The sequence below is a fragment of the Streptomyces sp. Je 1-4 4N24 genome (assembly GCF_026239515.1).
Taxonomy (GTDB): domain Bacteria; phylum Actinomycetota; class Actinomycetes; order Streptomycetales; family Streptomycetaceae; genus Streptomyces; species Streptomyces nigrescens.
The window spans coordinates 3,846,153-3,870,391 of record NZ_CP110836.1 but is presented as its reverse complement, the minus strand read 5'-3'; the positions used below and the strand labels follow the sequence as shown (position 1 = coordinate 3,870,391).

Below are 24,239 nucleotides of genomic sequence, written 5' to 3'. Positions count from 1 at the left end.
TGGCGGGTGGCGGGCGGCGGGTCGTGGCAGGCGGTGCGACACTCGTGCGCCGCACCGCCGCACCGCCACCCTCCCGCTCGTCACGAGGCTCCCGCTACCTCCTGCTTGGCGCGACGGCCCGCTGTTATGTGCCCCTCCGCGGGCCGGGTCCCGATGATGACCGTGGCGTAGAGCTCCTCGGAGTCGGTCACCGTGGGGAGCAGTCCGTTGCGGGTGAAGGCCTCGACCGCCTGCCGGGCCTGCCGTTCGCTCGTCTCGACCAGCAGATGGCCTCCTGGCGCCAGCCACTGGGGCGCGGCCGCGGTCACCCGTCGCAGGACGTCGAGCCCGTCCGCGCCGCCGTCGAGCGCCACCAGCGGCTCGTACTCACGGGCCTCGGGCGGCAGCAGCCCGACCTCTTCTGTCGGTACGTAGGGAACGTTGGCCACCAGGACATCGATACGGCCGCGGAGCCCGGTGGGCAGCGCGTCGAAGAGGTCGCCCTCGTAGACCTCGCCCCCGGCGGGAACGACGTTGCGGCGGGCGCAGCGCACCGCTGCGGGCTCGATGTCCGCCGCGTACAGCTCTACCCGGCCCAGGGCATCGGCCAGTACGGCACCCACCGCGCCGGATCCGCAGCACAGGTCGACGACGACCGGGGGCCGCCCGGTGCGTTCGGCAGCCCGGAGACCGAGGCCGACGGCCTGGCCCACGAGGAATTCGGTGCGGCGGCGCGGGACGAAGACGCCGGGGTCGACGATGACCCGCAGCCCGTAGAACTCCGCCCAGCCGACGACATGTTCCAGGGGTAGGCCGATGACACGCCGCTCCACCATAGCGGCGAGTTCGTCCGGCGTGCGCGCGGTGGAGAGGAGCAGATCCGCCTCGTCCTCGGCGAAAACACAGCCGGCGGCGCGGAGTTCGGCGATGGCGGCGGAGCGGGAGTGCGGGGTGGAGCGAGAGGGCGGGGCGGAGAGGGAGGCCGCGAGCGGAGAAGGAAGAGCTGATGAGGGGGACGGCATCGGAGATGACGACATGTGAGCCTTTCGGGGCGCCGAGTGCGCTTCCCGGGTCACCTATGCCGGACGGCCACCTGCATCGGGTGGACCGCACGGGCGTGAGCCGGGAGTGCCTGCCTGGTCTGGCGGGGAATCGGTCTCACCTCCTCGGTCCGTTCACTGCTGGGAGCGCCACAGTACCTGACCTGGGCCTCGGCGCACAGACGGACATGGCGCGGCCGCACGCACGCACAGACAGACAGACAGACAGACATGGCATGGCATGGCGTGGCGCGGCCGCTGCGCCGCGACTGCTGTCCTCCTCCGCCTCCCGGGCTCAGCGGACCGCGGTCTCAGGGCGCAACTCTCCTTGACCAGAAAGTACTTGTCAGATTGGAAAGTACTTGTCACGCTGGATGCAGGACGTCGGGGGGCGGCTCGGAGCATCCGGGCTGCGACTCGGTGATCGAGCACGCGAGCCGGGGATTCGGAGTGACGACTCCGAGGCTCCAGACGGAAAAGCAAAGCGCCAGAAGGAAACCGCGGCAGCGGAAGAACAACACTCAGGGGGAATCGCATGGCTGAGTACGCCTCACGGGATGCGGCGGCCGCACTGGCCCGAGCGCAGGAGCTGGGCTCGACAGTGCGGAAAGGCACGAAGTGGTATGTCCGGTATCAAGTGATCTACGGTTGCGCGGCCGCTGTCATGGTGCTGTCCGTCGGGCTTTTGGCCCCGCCGTATGGGGTGGCGATCGGCACCGGCGTCTGGGTGGCGACCATCGTGGCACTGTCGGTCTACGCGGCCCGACAGCGTGTTGCCCGGCGTGGGTTCGGGCGACGGCATGCCGGCTTGATCACGGCGTGGGCGCTGCTCTTTCTCGCGGTACTGATCCCCGGAACCATCTGGCATCAGGGTGCCGCGTCGTGGTGGGTACCCGGCGCAGTGGTGGTGGCTCTTCCCGGGCTGATAGGCGGCTATATGGAGGCGCGACGGTGACCGAAACGCGTCACGGGGCACATCCACGTCACGAACTCGACGAGGTGATCCACGCCCCGGTCCGCTTCTCCATCGTGGCGACCCTGGCGGCCGCCGAGAAGGCCGAGTTCGCCTTCGTCCGCGACACCGTCGAGGTGAGTGACTCGGTCCTGTCGCGGCAGGTCGCCACCCTGGAGAAGGCCGGCTATGTCGCCGTCACCAAGGGGTACGTCGGCAAGCGCCCGCGGACCTGGCTCGCCCTGACGTCCGGCGGCCGCGCCGCCTTCGCCGCGCACTGCCAGGCGCTCCGGGCAATAGCGGGAGACGGAGCCGACGGAGGCTGACGGAGGACACAGGGGAGGAGAGATGGCAGGGCCGCTGACGGGTAGTGAGGATGCTGGGCAGGCAGGCAGGCAGGCAGGCTCGGCTCCGGGCGGGCGCAATCGGCGCCTGGACACAGTCCAGTTGACTTCGAGTGCACTCCAACTCATACCGTCCGGGACGGGATTCCGGGACAGGCCCGACACATGGGCCCCGGTCACAGGGCTCTGGTCTCAGGGCTCTGGTCTCAGGGTCTGGTCTCAGGGGTCAGGCCTCAGTGATCAGGGCTCTGGGACGGGTGCCGAGATCCCCGTCCGTCCGCCGTACGTCCAGGAGGAAGCAGCAGCATGACCACGACGAACATCCCGACGCGTCACCTCGGCGAGCTGGTGGTCTCCGCGCAGGGGCTCGGCTGCATGGGCATGAGCCACGGCTATGGGGAGTCGGACGACGCGCAGTCTGTCGCGACCATCCACCGCGCGCTCGACCTCGGCGTCAGCCTCCTGGACACCTCCGATTTCTACGGAGCGGGACACAACGAGGAGCTGATCGGCCGGGCCATCGCCGGCCGGCGGGACGAGGCGGTGCTGGCGACGAAGTTCGGATTCGCCAACCGGCTCGGTGAGCCGACCATGATCCGCGGCGACGCCGCCTACGTACGCGAGGCCTGTGACGCCTCGCTGCGCCGGCTCGGGGTCGACCACATCGACCTCTACTACCAGCACCGCGTCGACCCCGACGTGCCGATCGAGGAGACCGTCGGGGCGATGGCCGAGCTCGTCGCGGCCGGCAAGGTGCGTCACCTCGGGCTGTCCGAGGCGAGTGCGGCGACCCTCCGCCGGGCGCACGCGGTGCATCCGATTGCCGCGCTGCAGAGCGAGTGGTCGCTGTGGACCCGCGATCTGGAGGCCGAGATCGCACCGGTGTGCCGTGAACTCGGCATCGGTCTGGTGCCGTTCTCGCCGCTCGGGCGCGGATTCCTGACCGGGCGCTACACCTCGGTGAAGGGACTGCCGGAGTCCGATGTGCGCCGCAGCCAGCCGCGCTTCGCCGACGGCAACCTGGAGCAGAACCTGGCCATCGTGGAGAAGCTCGACGCACTCGCCGCCGAGAAGGGCGTCAGTGCCGGACAGCTCGCCCTGGCCTGGGTGCAGCACCGCGGGGCCGATGTCGTGCCGATCCCCGGCACCCGCCGCCAGAAGTACCTGGAGGAGAACCTCGGCGCCCTCACCATCGAGCTGACCGCCGAGGAACTCACCGCGATCGACGCCGCCGCCCCGGCAGGCCGAATAGCCGGAACCCGCTACGACGAGGTCAGCATGACGTTCGTCGACGGCTGACGGCTGACGGCTGACGGCTGACGGCTGACGGCTGACGGCTGACGGCTGACGGCTGACGGCTGACGGGCCTGAGGGCTGAGGGGAAGAAGGGGGAGGGGAGGGGAGGGGAGGGGGAGAACTGGCGCTCCGACGGTTCGGTCACTCCGGCGACATGACCTCGTAGAGGTTGTGGGAGTCGTCGCGGAAGAACAGGCCGCGGGCGCACAGGGGATGGTCGGTCCGGCCGTTGTCCGGTTCGGTGGGGTCGTTGCCGTAGGGGATACCGGCGGCCCGGAGGCGGGCGAGGATTCCGTCGAACGTCTCGGGGTCGACGTCGAAGGCGAGGTGATGGCCTTCGGTGTCCGGTGCGGTCATGAAGTCGAGGGTGAGCGTCTCGTTCACCCGGACCGGGAGGAAGTGTCCCCGTCGGCCGGCCGGCGGGAGTTCCGGCAGGCCCATGACCGAGGCGAAGAAGTGGGCGGCCGCGCGGTGATCGGCGGCCGGGACGATGGTGTGGTTGAGGGTCACGGCCATCAGGCGCTCCCGGGGTCGTTGAGGGTGCCGTGCAGCAGTACGGCGATGAGTTCCTCGGGGGTGAGCGGTGCGTCGGCGTCCGGCGCCGGTGTCTGCAGCCGGGTGAAGAGCAGGCCCAGAAAGGCGGCGGCAACCTTCTCGGGGCTCAGGCGGAAGGCGGTCCGGTCGGGTTCGATCAGCTCGATGACGGCGTTGCGCAGGGCGGTGACGGACTGCGCCCGGCTGTCCGGCGGCGGATCCTCACCGTCCCGGGTGCCGGCGCCGGGCCCGCGCCCCCGACGGTGTCCCGAGGCGTGGAGGGCGCCGACGACGGTGCCCATGCGTTCCATATGGGCGCGCAGCGCCTCGGCGGCCTCGGCCAGCCGGTCGGCGAGCGGCTCTTCCAGGGAGATCGAGGCGAGTTCGCGCAGCACATGGTCGGTGCCGACCGCCTCGGCGACACAGGCGTCCAGTACCTCGTCCTTGTCCTTGAAGGCCCGGAAGATCGTGGCCTCCCCGATGCCGGCGGCGCGGGCGATCTGGCTGGTGGTGACGGCCGCGCCGTACTCCGCCACGAGCGGCAGCGCGGCGGCCACGATCATGGCGCGACGCTCCTCGACGCTCATACCGGGGGCGCGTCGACGGGAGGGTGGTGGTGTCATGGCGCGACGGTAAGGAGTGAGTACTCACTCCGTCAATGGATGCGCGTAGGCGCGCCTCGCTCCTTAGACTGCTTGCAGCGCGAGAGGGCCGGTTCCGACGGCCGCAGTTCTTGGGCCGTCGCCCGTACGGAAGGACGGCGCGCCATGGACTGGAAGCTCGAACTGGTGCCGGTTCCGGTCACCGATGTGGAACGGGCGAAGCGCTTCTACAGCGAGCAGATGGGCTTTGCCGTCGATCACGACATGAGCCTCGGCGAAGAGGCACGCATCGTGCAGCTGACGCCACCTGGATCGGGCTGCTCGATCGTCATCGGCGCAGGCAGCGGCGTCACGGAGGTGCAGCCAGGATCGCTGCAGGGGCTGCAATTGGTGGTCCCCGATATCGCCGCGGCCCGTGCGCAACTGGTCGAACGGGGGGTGCCGGCCGGCCCCGTGCAGCATGTCGAGAACGGTGCGATGGTCGACGGCCCCGACGGGGCATGGAACTCGTTCGTCTACTTCAGCGACCCGGACGGCAACGGCTGGGCGCTGCAGGAGCGACCTCCCGAGGGTTGAGCGGGGTGGGGGTGGCGGGCGCGGGCGGAGGAGGCACTGCGGGTCTACGGGCTGTCCGAAGAGGGCTGGCGGCGGAGTCCGAGCGGGAATCTGCGGGAGTTGCTGACGGATCTCCTGCAGTGGTGCGACGCCACTCAGCACGGGTTCGAGCGGGCGCTGGCCGCCGCCCGTGCGCAACGCGAGGCGGAATCTCCCGGAGCTGACGGGGCTGACGGAGCCGCCGGAGGTGCAGCAGGCGCCGCGGGCACGGAGAGTGCCCGGAGGGCTGGGAGTGTTGGGAGTTCCGGGGCTGTGGGAAGTGCCTGAGCGTCACGGAGGCCCCGGCGGCATCGGATGCGGGGCTCAGGCCTCTGCCGGATGGCGTTGGGGGTGGGTGGCCTCCAGGTGGGCCATATGGGCGCGGCCCCAGGCGCCGAGGGGGGCCAGCGCCTCGTTCAGTGAGAGGCCGAAGTCGGTGAGTGAGTATTCGACCTTCGGCGGTACCTGGGGAAAGTTCTCGCGGTGCACGATGCCGTCGGCCTCCAGTTCGCGCAGCTGCTGGGTCAGCACCTTTTCGCTGATCTTCGGCAACTCCCGCCGCAGCTCACCGAACCGCTGTGGGCGCTGGGCCAGCGCCCACAGCAGCAGCACCTTCCATTTTCCGCCGATGACGTCCACCGCGGCGTCCAGTCCGCATTCGTACGGGCCCTTGCGTGCGCTCATGGCGTTCCCCCTGGTGTGGTCCTTGCCGGGCCAAGTATCGGACGCGTACCGGCCCGGCGGGCAAGGGAGGTCGGCGCGAGGGGCGCTCACAGGCCCTGGGCGGCCATCCACTCCGGGTCGGGGTCGATGTTCTGCAGTACCTCGATCAGGGTGCCCTCGGGGCCCCACACGTTGAAGCGGCGCTGCCCCCACGGCTCGTCCCGCAGGGGTTCCGCGATGGCGACGCCCTTGGCGCGCAGGGCGGCCTCCTCGGCTGCGGCGTCCGTCACGAGGAAGCCGAGGAGTACGCCGCCGGTCTCCTGGGCGCGGAAGCCGGCGGGCATGGCCTCATGGCCGCGCTGGACGAAGTCCAGGGTGTATTCGGGGTGTTGGGGGTGCTGGAGGCTGGCGTACCAGTCCAGCTCCGCCAGCGGCTGGAAGCCGAAGTGGTCGGCGTAGAAGCGGGTGCTGGCGGCGACGTCGTCGGTGAGCAGGGCGGTGCCGATCTTGGCGAAGCGCATGGTGGTCCTCTCCGTTGGCGGCGGCCGGTCCGCAGCGCAACAACTCCAGTTGTAGTACTTTGGCTGTAGTGGTTGCTAGTGGTTTTCGGAGAAGGGTTTTCCGGGAGTCCGGAGGGGGTCGGGTCGGAGGGGGCCGGGGAATCGGCGGAGGGCCGGGAAGCCGGAGAAGGAGGAGACGGGCGACATGGGGCGAGGTGGACGACATGGTGCGTAACCCCGAGCGGCGGGCTGCGCTGGTGGATGCCGCGATCGAGGTGCTGGCGCGGGATGGTGCGCGCGGGCTGACGTTCCGGGCCGTCGATGCGGCCGCGGGCGTGCCCCACGGCACCGCCTCCAACTACTTCGCCAGCAGGGACGATCTGCTGGCCCAGGTCACCGCGCAGATCCATCAGCGCATCGCGCCGGACCCGGACGAGGTCACCGCGGTGATGGCCGCGCCGCCGAGCCGGGCACTGGTCGTCGAGCTGATGGGGTGGATCAATCGCCGGGTGACCGAGAACCGCACCGGCTACCTGGCGATGCTGGAGCTGCGCCTGGAGGCGACCCGGCGGCCCGAACTGCGGGCGGAGCTGACCCGGGCCATCCGGGCGACGCTCGACGACGACATCCGCTTCCACCTGGAGAGCGGACTGCCGGGTGACCGTACCGCTGTGGTGTTGATCTACCTCGCCATGACAGGGCTGATGCTGGAGCAGCTCACGCTGCCCGGGGTGGTGCCGGACGACGAGACCGAGGGGCTGATCTCGGCGCTCGTCGACCGTGCGATCGGGCCGGAGGACGAGAAGTAGCGGGCGCGAGCGAGCCCTAGCCGGCGTACGGGCGGGTCGCGCGGGCCTCGCGGAGGGTCACCGCCCACCAGGTGAGCTGGTGGAGCAGGGTGTCGGCGGCCTGGGCGGCCGGGGCCGGGTCGTGCAGGTGGCCGGTGTCGTCGAAGAGGTTGCCGGCGAGCGGGAAACTCACCGTTTCGCGCACCGTGGTGGCGTGCAACTCGGCGAACACCAGGCGCAGTTGCTCGACGGCGCGGAGGCCGCCGGAGATCCCGCCGTACGACACGAAGCCGACCGGCTTGGCCTGCCACTGGGGGTGCAGCAGATCGATGGCGTGCTTGAGCGGGGCCGGGAAGGAGTGGTTGTACTCCGGGGTGATCACGACGAAGGCGTCCGCCTCGTCGACGCGCTTGGCGAAGGCCTCGTACTCCTCGCTGCCGTAACGGAGTTCGTACGGGCGGACGGCGTCCAGGTCGATGACGTCCACGTCGATGTGCGGGTGGCTTTCGGCGTGCCGGGTGAACCAGTTCGCGATGACGGGCGCGAACCGGCCCTCCCGGGTGCTGCCGATGATCACTGCGAGGCGGTACGGGTGCTCGGACATGCGGGGCCCTTCGTGGCGTGCGGCGTGAGTCGTGAGCGGCGGGGTGCCGTCGGGACTCGACGCTAGGACCTCAACCGAGCTTGAGGTCAAGCGAGGCGGGGTGGTGCGTCCGGGCCCCGCCGACTGAGCCGTCTGCCGGGTCCCGCCTACCGGGCCGCCGGCCGGGTCACTCCGCCCCGAACAGCTTGAGCAGCTCCGCCTTCTCGAACATCCGGGCCGTGTCGATCGCCGACGGGGTGCCTGCCGCCGGGTCCGCGCCGTGTGCCATCAGGACCTTGACGACTTCGTCCTCGGCCTTGAACACCGCGCCGGCGAGCGGGGTCTGGCCGCGGTCGTTGGGGCGGTCGGCGTCGGCGCCGCGCTGCAACAGGGCCTCCACGGTGGCGGGGTGGCCGTGGTACGCCGCCAGCATCACGAGCGAGTCGCCCTTGTCGTTCGTCAGGTTGGCGGGTACGCCCGCGTCCACGTATGCGGCGACCGTGTCGGTGTCGCCGTGCCGCGCCAGGTCGAACACCTTGGCCGCGAGCTGCAGCACCTCGGGGTCGTGCGCGTGCTCGATCGCCTCGGGCCCCTGCGGCTCGGAATTCGCGTCGCTCATGGTCGCCGGCCTCCTGCTGGTGGTGGGTGATACGTGCGTGCACTGTGTCATCGCCACTTTATGCAGGCCATGGCCGCTGCGGCAGCGGGCGCGGGGTTGCCGTGGGCTGGCGTCGGTGCGGGTTGCCGTGGGCTGGGGCCGGTTCGCCTACGGGTTGTGGGTGGGGGGCCGGAGGGGACGCCCGGTAATCCGTCCTCGGCGCGGGCGGCCCTGGTCCCGGAGGTTGGGAGCCCCGTTGTTCGCTCCGGTCCTGCGGGCGGCTCACCGGACATCCCCTCCGACCGCCGTACGTGCGCGGCTCTCCCGCCGTACCGATCACCGTCACGACCACGCGTGGCACCCCTTGGCAGGGACCTGGCCAGCCGCCCGCTCATTGGGCGCGGCCAGGGTCTGGGCTGTGACGGGCGGTGCCACCGGGCGGCAGTCGGCAACGCTGGATGGTTGGAGGGGATGTACCGGGGCCCGCCCGCAGGACCGGAGCGAACGCCGGGGCAATCAATCCCATGGACCCGCGTCGCCCGCGCCGAGGACGGGTCCCGGTGCGTCCCCTCCGACCCCCGCGGCAACCACAAGCGCCGCAACACCCCAGCCCCCACCAACCCGCACAGCCCCCGAAGCAAGTGACGGATCGGCCGCGCCACGAAGGGGCGCGGGGAACTGCGTGCCCAGCCACAACACACCCGCGGACAAACAACGGCCCCGTAAGACCCCGCTCAGAACGCCGCGCGGATCTCCCCCACCCGCGCCCCGCCGCCCAGGAGAGGCGCGTCCTCAAGGCGGGTGAGGACAGGGGTGTCGAGGCCCATGAGGCGGAGGGTACGGGCGAGGACGGGGCCGAGGGTGCGGGTGGCGCCGTCGTCGATCTTGAAGGCCAGGGCGCGGCCGTCGGGGAGGGCCAGGGCCTGGACGGCCTCGGCGCCCATTTTGGAGAGCGCGCCGGGGAGGCTCCGCATCAGCCACGTGTCGGGGCGGCGGGTGCCGGCGACGTACTCCGGGTGGGCGCGCATCGCATCGGCGACCCGTCGCTCCGGGGTGCCGGGATCGGCCATGACGAAGTGCCGGAAGGCGCGCGCCAGCCCGGTCAGCGACAGCGACAGCAGGGGCGCCCCGCAGCCGTCCGTGCCGACATGGGCGACGTCCTCGCCGCTTGCAGTGCGGACCCCCTCCGCCACCAGCTGCTGCAGCGGATGGGCCTCGTCGAGGTACGTGGCGAGCGGCCAGCCGTTGAGCGCGGCGGCGGCCAGCATCGCGGTGTGCTTGCCCGAGCAGTTCATGGTGAGGCGGTCGCGGACCTGGCCCGAGGCGAGGTAGGCCTCCGCCTCCTCGGGGTCCAGCGGCAGGTCCGCGGGCGTCTGGAGGTGGTCGGCGGTCAGACCGTGCTCGGCCAGCATGGTCCGTACGAGATCGAGGTGGAACGGCTCGCCGGAGTGGCTCGCGGCGGCCAGCGCCAGCCGCTCGCCGGAGAGGTCCAGGCCCGCCCGCAGCACCGCCGCGGCCTGCATCGGCTTGTTCGTGGAGCGGGGGAAGACGGGGGCGGTGACATCGCCCAGCGCCCACTCCACGCTGCCGTCGGCGGCCAGCACCACGAGGGAACCGCGGTGCCGGCCCTCGACGAAGCCGGAGCGGACGACCTCGGCGAGGACGGGGGAGACGGCGGAGGAAGCGGGGGAAGCGGAGGAAGCGGGGGAAAGCGCGGCCGCCGGGGAATCCGCGGACATGGATTCCGAGGTCGGCTCGGATATGGGGGTGGGCGAGGTCATCGTCGGCCTTCCGGGGAGTGGCCTGCGCCCCCCCTGAGGCTTGTGGCCCGGTCAGGACAGCAGGTCGTCTACTTGCGCTTCGCCTTCACGGTACCTGCGGGCAATTTCGGCGCTGCAATCGTCGGTGGTGCGCTGCAAGGACTGACGGCGCCGGGACACCTGCTGTTCGTAGCGGATCAGCCGGCCCATCGCGTCGTGCAGCTCCTGGTCCGTACGCGCGGTGAGGTCGGACAGCTCCACCTCGCCGAGCATGTCCTCGGCGAGCCTGCGGTACTCCTCGCTGTGCGGCGTACCGAGCGTCACATGACGGGCGGAGGAGCGGTGCCGCGACGGCAGGTCCGTCAGGATCTCCGGGAGCCGGTCCAGCAGCGGTGAGTGCTGGGCGGTCCGGCGGGCGATCTCGGCCCGCAGGATGTCGATCCGGCCCTGCAACAGCCGCCGCAGATAGCTGAGATCGGCCTCTTCCTGCTGGGAATCACGCCGGACGACCCGCAGCTCGGGCAGCCCCAGGCCGGACAGATCCGGAGTGGTGGCCGGCAGGCAGCGGTCGCGCTGCTGCGGAGGGCGGGGTTGCTGCGTCTGGCCTGCCTGGAGCATGGGGCCGTCCTCGGTGCCGGGGGGCTCGACGCGAGCCGTCGCTGTGGTCGTCGTCAGGGCGGTCGGGGGTGGTGGGGTGGCGGGCGCCGGATGGGCGGGGTCTGTGGTGGGGGCGGTCGATGTCGTCCGTCCGGTCGGTGTCGTACGGGCGGTTGGTACGGGACCGGGTGTCTGTCCGGCGCCGAGAGTGCTCATGAATCGTTCCGTCCCCTCGTCCGGTGCCGCGTCCTGGGCATGTTGTCCATGAAACGCACCACGTGCACGCATCGTGCCACTCTGGGCGGTCCTTCTGCAGGGCCATGGCACCCGAACGGCCCCAGTGGGGGCACGGCTGTCCGAAGGCGGTGGGCCGCCCGGCATGATGGCGGGTATGCGAGCTGTGGTGCAAAGGGTTGACGGTGCCCGCGTCGAGGTGGCGGGCGAGACGGTCGGGGAGATCGTCGGTGAGGGGCTGTGCGTGCTGGTGGGGGTCACGCACGAGGACACGAAGGAGAAGGCGGCGCAGCTCGCCCGCAAGCTGTGGTCGGTGCGGATTCTGCAGGGCGAGAAGTCCTGCTCGGACACCTCGGCACCGCTGCTGGTGATCAGCCAGTTCACTCTCTACGGTGACGCCCGCAAGGGCCGCCGCCCCACCTGGAACGCCGCCGCACCGGGGCCGGTCGCCGAGCCGCTGGTCGACGAGGTCGTCGCGCAGCTGCGGGCGCTGGGCGCCCATGTGGAGACCGGCCGCTTCGGTGCGTCCATGAAGGTGTCGCTGACGAATGACGGGCCGTTCACGGTGATGGTGGAGGTGTAGCCCGCGCCGGGCCGGTCCCCACCGGGGCCGGTCCCTACGGCTCGACGACGACCTCCTGGGCCGCGGCCGTGGTGCCCGCCATCAGGGGCGCGTCGACCGGCACGTTCCGCTTGACCAGGGCGAGCGCGATCGGGCCGAGCTCGTGGTGGCGGGCCGAGGTGGTGATGAAGCCGAGCTGCCGGCCCTCCTCGCCCTCCGCGGCGAGACGGACGGGGGTGCCGTGCGGGGGCAGATGGACCTCGCTGCCGTCCAGGTGCAGGAAGACCAGCCGGCGGGGCGGTTTGCCCAGGTTGTGGACGCGAGCGACGGTCTCCTGGCCGCGGTAGCAGCCCTTCTCCAGGTGGACGGCGCTGCCGATCCAGCCCAGCTCGTGCGGGATGGTGCGGTGGTCGGTCTCCAGACCCAGGCGGGGGCGGTGGGCCTCGACGCGCAGGGCCTCCAGCGCCAGGACGCCGGCCGCGGGGCCGTGGTCCGCGGCGAAGGACTCCAGATCGGCGCGCGGCAGGAACAGGTCGCGGCCGTGCGCGGTCTCGCGTACGACGGCGTTCCCGGGCACCTCGGCGATGGAGCCGGCCGGCAGATGGACGACGGCGATCTCGTCGGTGCGGTCGGTGACCTCGACCCGGTAGAAGAACTTCATGCTCTCCAGGTAGGCGATCAGCGCCTCCTGGTTGCCGGGTTCGGTGTGCATCCAGGTCGTCTCGCCGTCGTCGACGAGGGAGACCGCATGCTCGATATGGCCGTGCGCGGACAGGATCAGCGCCTCGGTGGCATGGCCGGGCGGGAGGTCGCTGACGTGCTGGGTGAGCAGCAGATGCAGCCAGCTCAGCCGTTCGGGGCCGGTGACGGTGACCACGCCACGGTGGGAGAGGTCGACGAAGCCCGAGCCGTCGGCGAGGGCGCGCTGCTCCCGGAAGAGGTCGCCGTAGTGCGCGGCGACGCCTTCGTCGGGGGCCTCGGCGGGGACGGCGCCGGGCAGCGACAGCAGGGGGCTGGCGGGTGAAGGTCGCGGCATGGGGCCAGCCTACGACTCGGGGGCGAGGGCCTCAGCCGTCGCCCTCGGCGGCCTTGGCGCGGCAGGCCGCACAGCGCCCGAAGATCGCGAAATGCTTCATGTCCGTCTCGAAGCCGAATTGTTCGCGCAGCATCGCCGTGAAGGGCTCGGCCACCGACAGATCCGCCTCGACGACCTCCGTGCAGTCCCGGCACACCAGGTGCATGTGGTGGTGGCGGTCGGCGAGGTGGTAGGTCGGGGCCCCGTGTCCGAGGTGGGCGTGGCTGACCAGGCCCAGCTCTTCGAGGAGTTCCAGGGTCCGGTAGACCGTGGAGATGTTCACCCCGCCCGCCGTCTTGCGCACCTCGGTGAGAATGTCGTCCGGGGTGGCATGCTCCAGTCTGTCCACAGCCTCCAGCACGAGCTGACGCTGCGGGGTCAGGCGGTATCCGCGCCTGCGGAGGTCGCTCTGCCAGTCGGTGGTCACCACACGGCCAGTGTAGAAGGGCGGGCCGCGGGTGTCCGTACGTCGCCCGGTCAGCCGCCCGCCCGTACCCCGCGCAGATAGCGGGCCAGGTCACTGACGGCGGCGGGGTTGCGGGGGCTCTCGACGAGGTCGGCGTAGTCCATGACGTAGATCCGGTGGTGCTTGATGGCCGAGACGCCGGCGAGCGGCCTGTAGGACATCAGGAACGCCTTCTTCTGTGCGGCGGAGGTGTCGCCGTAGTCGTTGATGACGATGACGTCGGGGTCGCGGTCGACGACGGTCTCCCAGCCGACGGTGGTCCAGGAGTCCTTGAGGTCCTTCATGACGTGGTCGCCGCCGGCCTTGGTGATGATGTCGTGCGGTCCGGCGTACTTGCCCGAGGTGAAGGGCTTGTCGCGGCCGTCGTCGTAGAGGAAGACGGAGGGCCGGTCGGCGGGTGCGGGGGCCTTGGCGGCGGCGTCGGCCACCTGCTTCTTGTACTTCTTCACCAGGGCGGCGGCGCGGTCCTCGACGTCGAAGATCTTCCCGAGCGTCGTCAGGTCGGTGTAGAGCGCCTCCAGGGGCGGCATCACCCCGCGGGCGCCGTCCCTGCCGTTGCGGCAGGACTCGGTCAGCACATGGCTGCCGATGCCGAGCTTCTTCAGGGCGGCGGGGGTGAGGCCGGTGTCCTCGCCGAAGCCGTAGTTCCAGCCCGCGAAGACCAGGTCGGCGCGGGCGTCGAGGGCGATCTCCTTGGTGAGCGTCTTCTTGCCGAGCCAGGGGACCTTGTCGTACGCGGCCTTCCAGGGGACGCCGTCGAGGTCGCCCTTGTCGTCGGGCATGACATAGCCGGCCATCCGGTGCTCCAGGCCGAGCGCGAACATGATCTCGGTGATGCCGACGTCGTTGGTGACCACACGGGCGGGCGGCTTGTCGTAGGTGGTGCGGAGGCCGCAGTTCTCCACGGTGACGGGGTAGTGGCCGGAGGCCTTGGCGGGCCGGTCGTGCGCGGCGTCGCTGTCGTCGTCGGAGACCTTCGCGCCGCAGCCGGTCAGGGCGAGCGCGAGGGCGAGGGCGGTGAGCGGGGCGGTGGGGCGGTGCATGGTGGTCCTCAGGAGTCGGCGGGGGCGGGGAGGCGGTCGAACAGCAGCTGGACGGCGCCCGATTCGGGATGCCGTACGCGGTGGGCGCGGACGCCGAAGACCTCGGCGAGCAGCTCCGGGGTGAGCACGTCGTAGGGCGGGCCCGCGGCGACGATCCGGCCGCGGTCGATGACATACAGCTCGTCGCAGTGCAGGGCGGCCAGATTGAGGTCGTGCAGCGCGGTCAGCACCGTCAGCCCGCTGTCCCGCACCAGTGCCAGCACCGCCAACTGCTGGGCGATGTCCAGGTGGTTGGTCGGCTCGTCGAGGACCAGCACCCGCGGGTCCTGGGCCAGCGCGCGGGCGATCAGCACCCGCTGTTTCTCGCCGCCGGACAGGCTGAGGAAGCCGCGCCCGGCCAGGTGGTCCGCGCCGACCCGGGCCAGCGCCCGCGTGCAGCGCTCGCGGTCCGCCGCGCTCGCCCGGCCCGAGCCGCGCTGATGCGGCAGCCGCCCCATCGCGACGACCTCGGCGACGGTGAAATCGAACTCCGTACTCGCCTCCTGGGGCAGCGCGGCCAGCAGCCGGGCGCCCGTGCGCGCGTCCATGGCGTGCAGATCCGCGTCGTCCAGCCGTACGGTCCCGGCGGCCGGGCGCAGCGCGCGGTAGACACAGCGCAACAGGGTCGATTTTCCGCTGCCGTTGGGGCCGACCAGGCCGACCACCCGGCCGCTGCCGGCCCGCAGCGTGATGTCGTGGACCAGCCGCTTCCCGGCCACCTCCACGGACAGGTCCGTGACGTCGATCCGCATCAGGCGCCGCCTCCGAAGGTGTAGCCGCGCCGCCGCATCAGCACCACGAAGCAGGGCACGCCGATGACGGCGGTGAGCACGCCGACCGGCAGTTCGACGGGCGCCAGCAGCACCCGGGAGAGCAGATCCACCCACACCAGCAGCACCGCGCCGAGCAGCGGGGCGACGGCCAGTACCCGGCGGTGGTCGGCGCCGACCAGCATCCGGGCCACATGCGGCACCATCAGCCCGACGAAGCCGATCCCACCGCTGACCGCGACCACCGCGCCGGTGCCGGCGGCCGCGACGACGAACAGCTCGCGGCGCAGCCGGTGCACCCGCACCCCGAGGGCGGTGGCGGTCTCGTCGCCCATGGCCAGCGCATTGAGCCGGCCCGCGGAGAGCAGCAGATGGGCCAGCGTGCCGGCCACCGCGGCCGCGGCGATCGGCACCGAGCCCCAGCCGGCCCCGCTCAGGCTCCCGAGCAGCCACATCATCGCCGAGCGGGCCGCCTCGCCGTGGTCGGCGGTGAACACCATGAGGGTGGTGAGGGCGGAGAAGCCGTAGTACATCGCGGTGCCGGTCAGCACCAGACGCAGCGGGGTGAGCCCGTGGGCGGTGCGTGCGGCGGCGTACACCAGGGCCATGGCGCCCAGCGCGGAGACGAAGGCCGCGGCCGACAGCGCCCAGACGCCGAGTGCGCCGAGCGCCCCGAAGAGCAGGACGGCGTTGGCGCCGACGGCGGCCCCGGAGGAGATACCGAGCACGAACGGGTCGGCGAGGGCGTTGCGGACCAGGGCCTGGACGGCCACACCGAGGGCGGCGAGTCCGGCGCCGACGACGGCCGCCAGCACGGCGCGCGGGAAGCGCAGCTCCCACACGATGGTGTAGGCGGCGACCTCGTCGGAGGAGATCGTGCCGCCGGTCAGCCCGGCGCCCAGATACCGCAGCACCTCGGCCCAGCTCAGACCGGCGGCGCCGAGCCCGACGCCGCACAGCAGGGAGCCGAGCAGGACGGCCGTGAGCACGGCGAGCAGGGGTGGTACGGGCAGCCGCCGGGAGGTCGGCGGTGCGCCGGTCCCGTCCGTCGTCGGATGCGCGCTGGTGGTCGCCACGTCGGTCGGCCGCCTCGGGGTCGGGCCGCGTCCCTACGTACCAAGGGGCGGCCCGGGGCCGCGAGGGCCGGGCGGCGTCCCCTCGCAGTCCACGGCGAGATGTACGGGAAGCTGCGCGCACCGCGGGCAATCGGGCTTGCGGAAGGAGAGCTTCCGCCTACCGTTGCGGGTCAGCGCCGGACTTCGACCGGCTTCCCCCGCGGGGCGCTGGCGGGGAGAGCGGGACTCTCCCCGGGGTGGCTCAGGGGTTGTAGGGCGTGCCGTCCGGCCGGAAGAAGGAGACGCCGTCCGGCATGTCGTCGGGCAGGCTCTCCGCCCACTCCTTGAGGTCGGCGACCTTCTTCAGATGCGCGGACATGTACGGCCGCAGCGGCACGTCCGGGGTGGACTTCTCGCCGACCCACATCAGGTCGCTGTTGACATAGCCGTAGAGCCGCTTGCCGCCGCTGTACGGGCCGGAGGCGGCGGTGCGCGCGATGGCGTCGGTGGCCAGGTCGATCTGCGGCTTCTGGTCGGCCAGCTCGCCGTACCAGACCTCCACCACGCCCTGGTCGCGGCACATCACGATCTCGACCTTGCGGTCCGCGTCGATGCGCCAGAAGCCGCTCTCGGACTCCAGCGGGCGGACCTTCTTGCCTTCGGCGTCGAGCACCCAGCTGTGCGAGGTGTACTCGAGGAAGTCACGGCCGTCGTGGCTGAAGGTGACCTCCTGCCCGAAGTTGCACTTCTCGGTGCCCGGGAATTCGGCGACGCCGGCGCCCTCCCAGTTGCCGAGGAGGAAGGCGAGCGGCACCAGGGCCGGGTTCAGGTCGGACGGGATCTCGATCATGAGAGCTCAGGCGATCTATAGAGAGGGGGATCGACAGGGGCGCGGGCGGCGCTCCTGCGACGGGTGGTGGGAGACGGGCTCAGCGCTGGCCCTGGTAAAGCTTCTTCCAGGTCAGACCGGCGAACGCGATGACGCCGATGCCGACCAGAACCAGCAGGGTGGTGAAGAATGCCTCAAGCACGAGCGCGCTCCTTGAACGGAGTGAGGGTGTAACGGACCGCCTGCGAGTCTAGTCGGCGGCGGTGACAGCGGCGCTGTGAGGTCCGCCGCGCCTACTCTTGCCTCATGGCGAAGAAGCTCGTGATCAAGGTGACGGCGGGTGCGGATGCGCCCGAGCGGTGCTCGCAGGCGTTCACGGTGGCGGCGGTGGCGGTGGCCAGCGGCGTCGAGGTGTCCCTGTGGCTGACCGGGGAGTCCGTGTGGTTCGCGCTGCCGGGGCGGGCGGCGGAGTTCGAGCTGCCACACGCGGCGCCGCTGCCGGAGCTGATCGACGGGATCCGCGCGGGCGGCGGGGCGCTCACGGTCTGCACCCAGTGCGCGGCCCGGCGGGACATCGAGCAGAAGGACCTGATCGAGGGGGCCGGGATCGCCGGTGCCCAGGTGTTCGTCAGCGAGATCATGCCGGACGACGTCCAGGCGCTGGTGTACTGAGCGCTCCCACGGGAGCCGCCCGTCCGCGGCTGCCCGTCCGGACCGCACGGCCGGGCCCGGGGACACGCCTGGGCCTACTGCGGGTGTTTGTCGTCGCCCCGGTCGTCCAGTTCGCGCCACCAGCGGTCGGACTCGGGGTCGCCGGACTCGTCCCACCAGCGCTCGCCGGGCTCGCGCCGGTTGCCGATGACGGCCGCGACCGGCGGGATGACCATGGCGACCACGCACATGCCCACCGCGACCGGGACCGACCACAGCCGCACCACACCCCAGGCCAGGACGAACAGCACCAGGCACACGCCCATCAGGACGAAGTACCTGCGGTGACGGCGCTCTACGGGCGACCGGCGGTGCGCGTCCATATCTCCACGGTAAGTCCGTGCCGGGCAGGACAGAAGCCGGGGAGAAGGCCCCGGGACCGGCCGCGCACGGCACGGAGGGCCGCACCCCCAGCCAAGGCGTCCAAACCCCTGGGGTGCGGCCCTCCGGCCGTACGGAGGGTGGCGGCGGAATCCCGGTCGCCCCGGGGAGCCGACGCCACTCCTGCTGCCGTCAGACGGCGATGGCAACCTCCGCCAGGCCGCCCTTCTGGGCGACGACGGTGCGGTCCGCGGTGCCGCCCGGGACGAGCGCACGCAGCGTCCAGGTGCCCTCGGCCGCGTAGAAGCGGAACTGTCCGGTCGCCGAGGTGGGGACCTCGGCGGTGAACTCGCCGGTGCTGTCCAGGAGTCGGACGTAACCGGTGACGGGCTCGCCGTCGCGGGTCACGCTGCCCTGGATCGTGGTCTCACCGGGCTTGATGGTCGAGGCGTCCGGGCCGCCTGCCTGTGCTCCACACATGGGGGTACTTCCTTGAGGGGTTCGGGGGAGAAGCGTGCTTGCTTACTTGGCGGCGCCGAGCTCGATCGGCACACCGACCAGCGAGCCGTACTCGGTCCAGGAGCCGTCGTAGTTCTTGACGTTGGTCTGGCCGAGAAGCTCGTGCAGGACGAACCAGGTCAGCGCGGAGCGCTCACCGATACGGCAGTAGGCGATGGTGTCCTTGGCGAGGTCGACGGACTCACCCTCGTAGAGGGCCTTGAGCTCGTCGTCCGACTTGAAGGTGCCGTCGTCGTTGGCGTTCTTCGACCACGGGATGTTGCGGGCGCTGGGCACGTGGCCGGGGCGCTGCGACTGCTCCTGCGGGAGGTGCGCCGGGGCGAGCAGCTTGCCGCTGAACTCGTCGGGGGAGCGCACATCGACCAGGTTGAGGTTGTCGATCGCGGCGACGACGTCGTCACGGAAGGCGCGGATGGCGGTGTTCTGGGCCTTGGCCTTGTAGTCGGTGGCCGGGCGCTGGGGAACCTCGGAGCCGTCGACCAGGTCGCGGGAGTCCAGCTCCCACTTCTTGCGGCCGCCGTCGAGCAGCTTGACGCTGTCGTGGCCGTAGAGCTTGAAGTACCAGTAGGCGTAGGAGGCGAACCAGTTGTTGTTGCCGCCGTAGAGGACGACGGTGTCGTCGTTGGCGATGCCCTTGGCCGAGAGCAGCTTCTCGAAGCCCGCCTGGTCGACGAAGTCACGGCGGACCGGGTCCTGGAGGTCCTGCTTCCAGTCGATCCGGACGGCGTTCTTGATGTGGTTCTTGTCGTAGGCCGAGGTGTCCTCGTCAACCTCGACGAGAACCACCTTCGGGTCCTCAAGGTGGGCCTCGACCCAGTCGGCGTCTACGAGGACGTCGCTACGGCTCATGATTCTTCTCCTCCGGGGCAGTTACGGGGGGCAGTGGCAGAGTTGCACGCGGGTATGCCGGGTGCGCGCCGTGCAATTCCGGACGGCCCGTGTCGTGGGTACGGGGCCGGCGTGGCGCTGTGCGGGGACATACGGAACGGCCGAGAGGCCGGCCGGGCCGGGGCACCCCCGGGCTCGGGGAGGGTGCGGAAGGCCCGTCAGACAGGGCGACAGAGCATGGCGGCGACGCGGCACAGGTCTACTGCCCGCCGCTTCGTCAGTACCGCCCGTCCCCGCGGACGGAGACCGCTCAATGAGCTCTGCATGGCCCCGATCGTAGGGACGCGGAGCGGCGTGTGTCACCGGCGTGTCGAATGGTGAGACGCGATTGTCCGCAATGCGGGATGGGAGGGCGCGCGGCGCGGTCCCGCGCGGGCTCCGGGGGTCCGTACGCCCGTGGGGGGTCTGGCGTACGGACCAGGGTGTCTCAGGAATTGGACGCTGTCCGGATCAGCCGGCGGACCGGTGGGGCGGTCCGCCGTGGGCGTCCGGTCAGCCGGGAAGCTTGACGTTCTTGCCGGAGGCGGAGATCGAGATGCCTTCGTGCATCGTCACGACCTTGTCCAGTTTCAGGTTGCCCGGCAGCTGCGCCAGCTTCCAGTCGTGGTCGGTCTGGGCGCGCACCTTCGCCTCACAGCCCGGGAGGGCCTTGCACATCGCGGGGAGCCCGTCGGCCCGCAGCCGGACGGTGGTGCCGTTCACGATGGTGAGGGACCCGGTCACGTTCAGCGAGACGGGGAGCGGGACATTCGGCGAGATCTTGACCTGGCTGCGGCCGTTCTTCTCCCCGCCGTAGCTGATCTTGACGCCGCCGCCCGCCGCCTTCGTCAGGTCGGCATAGGTGATCCGGGCGTTGCCGGTGGCCGTGGCGGCGCTCTCGATGGAGGTGTAGTCGCTGGTCAGCCCGACGTCGAAGAAGTGCGCCGACAGCCGGTCGATACGCAGCGAGCGCCCCTCGGCGCGGGTCTCGATGCCCCCGAGGTCGGCGTCCACCTCCTGGAGGCTGCGGCCCGCGACCTGGGTCAGGAACGGAAAGCCCTTGATGGCCACGGTCGGGGTCTTGTCGAGCCCCTGGCTGCCGCGGATCTTCTCCGCGGCCTTGTCCTCGGCGAGGCCCACCGCCACCCGGTCGGCCGCCACGAAAAGCCCTCCGAGTATGACCACGAGGACCAACAGCACACGTAGTGCACGCATCGAACCACTTCCCCACCCTGGGCCGGATCACGGCCGACTCGTCCATTGCAGGCCCCCTGCCTGCGCTCCGGGGGAGCCTATGCGACGTACTCCGGCAAACGGGAGCGGCGGCCGCCGGAGGGCACAAGGTGCGCCACCGGCGGCCGCCGCTCCGTTTCGCTGTCGCGCACGGTCCTTGGCGGGGCCTTACCCCAGTGCCCGCCCCAGGACATACACCGCGGGCGCGGCCAGGGCCAGCGGCAGGGCCACCCCGGCCGTCAGGTGGACGAAACGGGAGGGGTAGTCGTAGCTGGCCACCCGCAGCCCGATCAGGGCGCAGCCGCCGGCCGCCGGCCCCAGCAGCGCACCGGACGCCCCGAGGCCGGTCAGCTGGCCGGCCGCGATCCCGGCGCCCGCGGCGGCCACCAGCGAGATGCCGACGGAGGCGACGGGGGGCAGCGGCAGCGCACGGGCCAGGGTGGCCACCGCGACCGCGGCGGCGCCGACCACCACCGCGTGCGGGCTCGCCGCGAGCTGCCCGGCGGCCAGTACCGCGAGCGCGGTCGAGGTCAGGCCCGCGGTCAGCGCGTACATCCGCTCGTCGGCGCTGCTGCGGTTGCGCAGCTGGAGGACGAGGACGAGCAGACACCACACGCCGAGCGTGCCGATGCCGACCAGGGGCGCGCTCTCGCGGTCGGTGGCCAGCAGGGCGACATCGGTGGTCAGCCCGGCCAGGAAGGCCAGCGCGATGCCCTGGCGGGCCGGCCACATGCCGTTGAGCCGGAACCAGCCGGCGGCGGTGACGGCCTGCAGCAGCGCCACCGGCACGGCGAGCACCGGGCGGCCCAGCGGCGCGGTCAGCGCCAGCAGCAGAGCGAGCCCGGCGGTCAGCGCGGCCGGCTGGATACCGGGCGGGATGATCGGCGAGCGGCCCTCGGCGCGGGCGCGCTGGTTGGCCGCGAGCGGGGCGCTGGAGACCACCGCGGCGGCGGGCGCGGGCGCGGCGGGCGCCGGCCGGGCCTGCTGGGGGTGCCGCCGGGCGTACGGCTCCTCGGCCGGCGAGGCGGTCTGGTGCTGTGTGGGCAGCGGCGCGGGCTCCGCGTGCGGGGCGCGGTAGCCGTCCTGCGGCTGCTGCGGCTGCCGGGCGTGCCGGTGCGGCTGTCCGTGCTGGGGCTGCTGTCCGTACGCGTCGTACCCGTACTGGTCCTGCGCGTGCCGGCCGCGCCCGTAGGGGCCGGGCGCCGGCTGCTGCGCCGGGCCGGGTGCCTGCTGCTGCCGGTACGGGTCGTAGGCCTGCTGCCGGTGGTACGGCGCCTGGGGGTCGTACGGCGTCTGCGCCGCGGACGGCTGCGCCTGCTGGGCGTACGGATCTCCCTGCGGCGCATACGGGTCGTGCGGCTCGTAGGAGGGGCGGTGCTGCGGCTGGTGGTCGCTCATGGTCGTGTGTTCACCCTCCCGCGAACGGCGGCAGGACCTCGACGGTGCCGCCCTCGGCCAGCGGCACCGACGCGTGGTCGCGGGTGCCGACCGGATCGCCGTCCACCAGGAATGAGCAGCGCAGCAGGACGCGCGCGAACTCGGGGTTCGCGGTGTGCGCCGCGCGTGCCGCGTCGAGCGCCTCGGCGAGCGTCGCCGCCGCATACGGCTCCTCTGCCGTGCCGGCGGCGGCCTTGGCCGCGGCCCAGTAGCGCACGGTGCCAGTTGTTGTCACGGCGGCCTCTTCGTCGTGTCGGTCGGGGGGCTTCCGTGGTGGCGGATGCCCCGTCGTTGCCGCCTCCATGATGGCGTACGCGGCGGACGGTCAGGTTCCGGGCACGTTCCGGCAAAGGCTCAGGGACGGGACGCGGGCGGAACACGGAAATTCGATTGCCGAGGGCAAGTGTTCGCCTAGGCTCACCATGTGTTGGTCCGACTAGCGCGGGCGCATCTGCGGCCCCACAGGCGCTCGATATCCCTGATCGTCCTGCTCCAGCTCATCCAGACCCTGGCCACCCTCTACCTGCCCACCCTCAACGCCGACATCATTGACAACGGTGTCGTGAAGGGGGACACGGGCTACATCTTCCGTGTCGGCGGCTACATGGTCGCCGTCACCCTGCTGCAGATCGTCTGCGCGATCGGTGCCGTCTACTTCGGCGCCCGTACCGCCATGGCGCTCGGCCGGGACATCCGCGCCGCGGTCTTCGACCGGGTGCAGTCCTTCTCCGCCCGGGAGGTGGGCGCCTTCGGCGCGCCGTCGCTGATCACCCGGACCACCAATGACGTCCAACAGGTCCAGATGCTGGTGCTGATGACGTTCACGATGATGGTCTCGGCGCCGATCATGTGCGTCGGCGGCGTCATCATGGCGCTCAATCAGGATGTGCCGCTGTCCGGCCTGCTCCTGGTCATCGTCCCGGTCCTCGGGATACTCGTCTCACTGATCGTGCGCCGGATGCGTCCGCTGTTCCGCGGGATGCAGGAGCGCATCGACACCGTCAACCGCGTACTGCGCGAGCAGATCACCGGTATCCGCGTCATCCGCGCCTTCGTCCGCGACCGGCACGAGCGCGAGCGGTTCGCCGGGGCCAACACCGATCTGTACGACGCGTCGCTGCGCGCCGGCCGGCTGATGTCGATGATGTTCCCGCTGGTCATGCTGATCGTGAACCTCTCCAGCGTGGCCGTCGTCTGGTTCGGCGGACTGCGCATCGACAGCGGCTCCATGCAGATCGGTGCGCTGACCGCGTTCCTCAGCTACCTCATGTACATCCTGATGTCGATCATGATGGCGACGTTCATGGTGATGATGCTGCCGCGCGCCGAGGTCTGCGCCGAGCGCATCCAGGAGGTGCTGGCGACCGACTCCAGCGTCACCCCGCCCGAGAACCCCGTCACCGAGCTCCGCCGCCACGGCGAACTGGAGCTGCGCGGCGTCGAGTTCCGCTTCCCGGGCGCCGAGCAGCCCGTCCTCAGGGACATCTCGCTGACCGCCCTCCCCGGTGAGACCACCGCGGTCATCGGCTCGACCGGCAGCGGCAAGTCCACCCTCCTCGGGCTCGTCCCCCGCCTCTTCGACGCGACCGGCGGCACGGTCCTGGTGGACGGTGAGGACGTCCGTACCCTCGACCAGGAGACGCTGGCCAAGGCCATCGGCCTGGTCCCGCAGAAGCCCTATCTCTTCTCCGGCACCGTCGCCACCAACCTGCGCTACGGCAATCCGGACGCCACCGACGACGAGCTGTGGCACGCCCTGGAGACCGCACAGGCGCGGGACTTCGTCGAGCGGATGGAAGGCGGCCTGGACGCCCCCATCGCGCAGGGCGGCGGCAATGTCTCCGGCGGCCAGCGCCAGCGGCTGGCGATCGCCCGCGCCCTGGTGCGGCGCCCCGAGATCTACCTTTTCGACGACTCCTTCTCCGCCCTGGACTACGCGACGGACGCCGCGCTGCGCGCCGCCCTCGCCCGCGAGACCGACCGGGCCACGGTCGTGATCGTCGCCCAGCGGGTCTCCACGATCCGCGGCGCCGACCGGATCGTCGTCCTGGACGAGGGCCGGGTCGTCGGCACCGGCACCCACGCCGAGCTGATGGCCGGCAACGAGACCTACCGGGAGATCGTGCTCTCCCAGCTCACCGAGCAGGAGGCGGCGTGACCACCGCGGACAAGGGGGCGGCCCGCCGGGCCGAGGCCCCGGCAGCCACCGACGAGACACCGCAGCCCGCCACCCGACGAGGCCCGGCCC

General features: G+C 71.5%; 30 protein-coding genes and 1 riboswitch. Of the genes, 8 read left to right on the top strand and 22 right to left on the bottom strand.

Translation table 11 applies throughout. The features are described 5' to 3' along the window. Positions 1-80: 80 nt before the first annotated feature. A complete protein-coding gene (locus SLV14N_RS16595; RefSeq protein ID WP_263269875.1) occupies positions 81-1,001 on the bottom strand; it encodes a putative protein N(5)-glutamine methyltransferase in 921 nt (306 codons plus the stop codon). 553 nt (positions 1,002-1,554) lie between these two features. On the opposite strand from SLV14N_RS16595, the gene SLV14N_RS16590 reads away from it, so the two are divergent. The 3 genes from SLV14N_RS16590 to SLV14N_RS16580 all read left to right on the top strand — a co-directional run bounded on the left by SLV14N_RS16590 (position 1,555) and on the right by SLV14N_RS16580 (position 3,614). Then, the gene (locus tag SLV14N_RS16590; RefSeq protein ID WP_263269873.1) at positions 1,555-1,974 is read left to right on the top strand and encodes a hypothetical protein; all 420 of its coding nucleotides are present in this window, start codon (positions 1,555-1,557) and stop codon (positions 1,972-1,974) included. After that, complete coding sequence (locus tag SLV14N_RS16585) at positions 1,971-2,297, top strand: transcriptional regulator (RefSeq protein ID WP_018093415.1); 327 nt, start codon at positions 1,971-1,973, stop codon at positions 2,295-2,297. Before SLV14N_RS16590 ends, SLV14N_RS16585 begins: the two co-directional genes overlap by 4 nt. 324 nt (positions 2,298-2,621) lie before the next feature. Next, on the top strand, positions 2,622-3,614 hold the full coding sequence (locus SLV14N_RS16580; protein WP_208681632.1) for an aldo/keto reductase: 993 nt from the start codon (positions 2,622-2,624) through the stop codon (positions 3,612-3,614). Positions 3,615-3,752: 138 nt separating this feature from the next. On the opposite strand, the gene SLV14N_RS16575 is transcribed toward SLV14N_RS16580, so the two are convergent. Both SLV14N_RS16575 and SLV14N_RS16570 read right to left on the bottom strand, forming a co-directional pair. After that, the gene (locus SLV14N_RS16575; RefSeq protein ID WP_208681630.1) at positions 3,753-4,127 is read right to left on the bottom strand and encodes a VOC family protein; all 375 of its coding nucleotides are present in this window, start codon (positions 4,125-4,127) and stop codon (positions 3,753-3,755) included. Further along, complete coding sequence (locus SLV14N_RS16570; RefSeq protein ID WP_263273181.1) at positions 4,127-4,708, bottom strand: TetR/AcrR family transcriptional regulator; 582 nt, start codon at positions 4,706-4,708, stop codon at positions 4,127-4,129. Before SLV14N_RS16570 ends, SLV14N_RS16575 begins: the two co-directional genes overlap by 1 nt. A gap of 204 nt (positions 4,709-4,912) precedes the next feature. On the opposite strand from SLV14N_RS16570, the gene SLV14N_RS16565 reads away from it, so the two are divergent. Further along, positions 4,913-5,323 (top strand): VOC family protein, encoded by a 411-nt coding sequence (locus SLV14N_RS16565; RefSeq protein ID WP_208681628.1) that lies wholly within the window; start codon positions 4,913-4,915, stop codon positions 5,321-5,323. Between the two features lie 342 nt (positions 5,324-5,665). Here the strand turns inward: SLV14N_RS16565 and SLV14N_RS16560 are convergent, their stop codons facing one another. Then, a complete protein-coding gene (locus tag SLV14N_RS16560; protein WP_208681626.1) occupies positions 5,666-6,025 on the bottom strand; it encodes a helix-turn-helix domain-containing protein in 360 nt (119 codons plus the stop codon). 86 nt (positions 6,026-6,111) lie between these two features. Continuing rightward, positions 6,112-6,525: a VOC family protein gene (locus SLV14N_RS16555; RefSeq protein WP_208681624.1), complete on the bottom strand. Its 414-nt coding sequence runs from the start codon at positions 6,523-6,525 to the stop codon at positions 6,112-6,114. A gap of 203 nt (positions 6,526-6,728) precedes the next feature. Between SLV14N_RS16555 and SLV14N_RS16550 the strand changes: the two genes are divergently transcribed. Beyond that, positions 6,729-7,313, top strand: a complete 585-nt coding sequence (locus SLV14N_RS16550) for a TetR/AcrR family transcriptional regulator (protein WP_208681623.1) — start codon at positions 6,729-6,731, stop codon at positions 7,311-7,313. A 16-nt stretch (positions 7,314-7,329) separates the two neighbouring features. Here the strand turns inward: SLV14N_RS16550 and SLV14N_RS16545 are convergent, their stop codons facing one another. From SLV14N_RS16545 to SLV14N_RS16530, 4 genes are all read right to left on the bottom strand, one after another. Further along, on the bottom strand, positions 7,330-7,896 hold the full coding sequence (locus SLV14N_RS16545) for an NADPH-dependent FMN reductase (RefSeq protein ID WP_208681621.1): 567 nt from the start codon (positions 7,894-7,896) through the stop codon (positions 7,330-7,332). Positions 7,897-8,062: 166 nt separating this feature from the next. Further along, positions 8,063-8,494, bottom strand: a complete 432-nt coding sequence (locus SLV14N_RS16540; protein WP_208681618.1) for an ankyrin repeat domain-containing protein — start codon at positions 8,492-8,494, stop codon at positions 8,063-8,065. A gap of 713 nt (positions 8,495-9,207) precedes the next feature. Then, positions 9,208-10,212 carry an asparaginase gene (locus SLV14N_RS16535; RefSeq protein ID WP_263273180.1) on the bottom strand — a complete coding sequence of 335 codons (1,005 nt, stop codon included), beginning with the start codon at positions 10,210-10,212 and terminating at the stop codon, positions 9,208-9,210. 93 nt (positions 10,213-10,305) lie between these two features. Then, a complete protein-coding gene (locus SLV14N_RS16530; protein ID WP_259670361.1) occupies positions 10,306-11,046 on the bottom strand; it encodes an ABC transporter substrate-binding protein in 741 nt (246 codons plus the stop codon). Positions 11,047-11,221: 175 nt separating this feature from the next. On the opposite strand from SLV14N_RS16530, the gene dtd reads away from it, so the two are divergent. Then, entirely contained in the window at positions 11,222-11,647 is a 426-nt protein-coding gene (gene dtd, locus SLV14N_RS16525; protein WP_026169644.1) for a D-aminoacyl-tRNA deacylase, read from the top strand. 34 nt (positions 11,648-11,681) lie between these two features. Here dtd and SLV14N_RS16520 read toward each other — a convergent pair whose 3' ends face one another. The 6 genes from SLV14N_RS16520 to SLV14N_RS16495 form a co-directional block, all read right to left on the bottom strand. Then, entirely contained in the window at positions 11,682-12,662 is a 981-nt protein-coding gene (locus tag SLV14N_RS16520) for a folate-binding protein YgfZ (protein WP_263269869.1), read from the bottom strand. Positions 12,663-12,693: 31 nt separating this feature from the next. Beyond that, positions 12,694-13,131, bottom strand: coding sequence for a Fur family transcriptional regulator (locus tag SLV14N_RS16515; protein ID WP_263269867.1), 438 nt, complete (start codon positions 13,129-13,131; stop codon positions 12,694-12,696). Between the two features lie 47 nt (positions 13,132-13,178). Next, the gene (locus SLV14N_RS16510) at positions 13,179-14,210 is read right to left on the bottom strand and encodes an ABC transporter substrate-binding protein (protein ID WP_263269865.1); all 1,032 of its coding nucleotides are present in this window, start codon (positions 14,208-14,210) and stop codon (positions 13,179-13,181) included. A gap of 8 nt (positions 14,211-14,218) precedes the next feature. After that, positions 14,219-15,001, bottom strand: a complete 783-nt coding sequence (locus SLV14N_RS16505; protein ID WP_208681611.1) for an ABC transporter ATP-binding protein — start codon at positions 14,999-15,001, stop codon at positions 14,219-14,221. Beyond that, on the bottom strand, positions 15,001-16,095 hold the full coding sequence (locus tag SLV14N_RS16500; protein ID WP_263269863.1) for an iron ABC transporter permease: 1,095 nt from the start codon (positions 16,093-16,095) through the stop codon (positions 15,001-15,003). The genes SLV14N_RS16505 and SLV14N_RS16500 overlap by 1 nt, the downstream gene beginning before the upstream one ends. Positions 16,096-16,219: 124 nt before the next feature. Further along, a riboswitch (cobalamin riboswitch) is annotated at positions 16,220-16,293 on the bottom strand. Between the two features lie 43 nt (positions 16,294-16,336). Beyond that, entirely contained in the window at positions 16,337-16,924 is a 588-nt protein-coding gene (locus tag SLV14N_RS16495; RefSeq protein ID WP_018089708.1) for an FABP family protein, read from the bottom strand. A 285-nt stretch (positions 16,925-17,209) separates the two neighbouring features. Between SLV14N_RS16495 and SLV14N_RS16490 the strand changes: the two genes are divergently transcribed. Then, a complete protein-coding gene (locus SLV14N_RS16490; protein ID WP_006603935.1) occupies positions 17,210-17,575 on the top strand; it encodes a DsrE family protein in 366 nt (121 codons plus the stop codon). Positions 17,576-17,649: 74 nt separating this feature from the next. Here SLV14N_RS16490 and SLV14N_RS16485 read toward each other — a convergent pair whose 3' ends face one another. The 7 genes from SLV14N_RS16485 to SLV14N_RS16460 form a co-directional block, all read right to left on the bottom strand. Next, positions 17,650-17,937 carry a DUF3099 domain-containing protein gene (locus SLV14N_RS16485; RefSeq protein ID WP_078518611.1) on the bottom strand — a complete coding sequence of 96 codons (288 nt, stop codon included), beginning with the start codon at positions 17,935-17,937 and terminating at the stop codon, positions 17,650-17,652. 190 nt (positions 17,938-18,127) lie between these two features. Continuing rightward, positions 18,128-18,415 carry a DUF1416 domain-containing protein gene (locus tag SLV14N_RS16480; protein ID WP_006603933.1) on the bottom strand — a complete coding sequence of 96 codons (288 nt, stop codon included), beginning with the start codon at positions 18,413-18,415 and terminating at the stop codon, positions 18,128-18,130. A gap of 42 nt (positions 18,416-18,457) precedes the next feature. Further along, positions 18,458-19,303, bottom strand: a complete 846-nt coding sequence (locus SLV14N_RS16475) for a sulfurtransferase (protein WP_042146970.1) — start codon at positions 19,301-19,303, stop codon at positions 18,458-18,460. A 197-nt stretch (positions 19,304-19,500) separates the two neighbouring features. Further along, on the bottom strand, positions 19,501-19,608 hold the full coding sequence (locus SLV14N_RS38985) for a putative leader peptide (RefSeq protein WP_350252853.1): 108 nt from the start codon (positions 19,606-19,608) through the stop codon (positions 19,501-19,503). 226 nt (positions 19,609-19,834) lie between these two features. Next, complete coding sequence (locus SLV14N_RS16470; protein ID WP_208681607.1) at positions 19,835-20,536, bottom strand: DUF2993 domain-containing protein; 702 nt, start codon at positions 20,534-20,536, stop codon at positions 19,835-19,837. 186 nt (positions 20,537-20,722) lie between these two features. Continuing rightward, complete coding sequence (locus SLV14N_RS16465) at positions 20,723-21,952, bottom strand: hypothetical protein (RefSeq protein WP_263269859.1); 1,230 nt, start codon at positions 21,950-21,952, stop codon at positions 20,723-20,725. A 10-nt stretch (positions 21,953-21,962) separates the two neighbouring features. Next, entirely contained in the window at positions 21,963-22,208 is a 246-nt protein-coding gene (locus SLV14N_RS16460) for a MoaD/ThiS family protein (RefSeq protein ID WP_018089808.1), read from the bottom strand. Positions 22,209-22,415: 207 nt separating this feature from the next. On the opposite strand from SLV14N_RS16460, the gene SLV14N_RS16455 reads away from it, so the two are divergent. Further along, complete coding sequence (locus SLV14N_RS16455) at positions 22,416-24,149, top strand: ABC transporter ATP-binding protein (protein ID WP_263269856.1); 1,734 nt, start codon at positions 22,416-22,418, stop codon at positions 24,147-24,149. The last annotated feature ends 90 nt before the right edge of the window (positions 24,150-24,239 follow it).